The following is a 739-nucleotide window of genomic DNA, read 5'->3' on the forward strand; positions in this document are numbered from 1 at the left end:
ACGGCGCGCGGGTGCGGCTCAGCGCCGGCATGATGGTGAGCGCGGAAATCAAGACCGGGCGGCGGCGGGTGATCGACTACTTCCTCAGCCCGCTGCAACAGCACGTGGGCGAAGGCCTGCGCGAGCGCTGAGATGAAACTGCTGCTGATCCACCAAAACTTCCCCGGCCAACTGCGTCACATCGCCGAACACCTGAAAGGGCGACCGGACATCGACCTGCTGGCGGTGGGGCGCGACAGCGCGCCCGGCCTGGCCGGCGTCAAACTGCTGCGCTACCGGCCGCACCGCGGCCCGCACCGGCACACCCACCCCTATCTGCACAGCTACGAAGACGCGGTGCTGCACGGCCAGGCAGTGCTGCGCGCGCTACAACCGCTGCAACAGCGCGGCTACCGGCCCGACGCCATCCTGGCCCACCCCGGCTGGGGCGAAACCCTGTTCCTCAAAGACCTGTTCCCGGCGGCGCGGCTGATCCACTACAGCGAATACTACTACCACGGCCAAGGCGCCGACGCCGACTTCGACCCCGAATTCCCGCTGAGCCTGGACGGCGCGGCACGGCTGCGGGCGCGCAACGCGCTGCATCTGCTCAACCTGGAACACGCCGATCACAGCGTCACCCCCACCCACTGGCAACACAGCCTGCACCCGGCGGCCTACCGGCCGAAGGTGCAGATCCAGCACGAAGGCATCCGCTGCGGCCAACTGGGGCCGGACCCGACGGCGACGCTGACCCTGC

2 protein-coding genes are annotated in these 739 nt (G+C 69.3%); both read left to right on the forward strand.

Going from position 1 to position 739, the window contains the following annotated elements; all coding sequences use genetic code 11:
• Positions 1-131: hemolysin secretion D, plasmid domain protein (locus tag HA052_RS27865; RefSeq protein ID WP_240937600.1), on the forward strand; the 131-nt coding region annotated here is incomplete at its 5' end.
• Position 132: 1 nt separating this feature from the next.
• Positions 133-739 (forward strand): glycosyltransferase family protein (locus HA052_RS27135; RefSeq protein WP_501037523.1); only part of this gene is annotated, 607 nt, incomplete at its 3' end.

The sequence above is a fragment of the Chromobacterium fluminis genome, assembly GCF_011602385.1.
Classification (GTDB): domain Bacteria; phylum Pseudomonadota; class Gammaproteobacteria; order Burkholderiales; family Chromobacteriaceae; genus Chromobacterium; species Chromobacterium fluminis.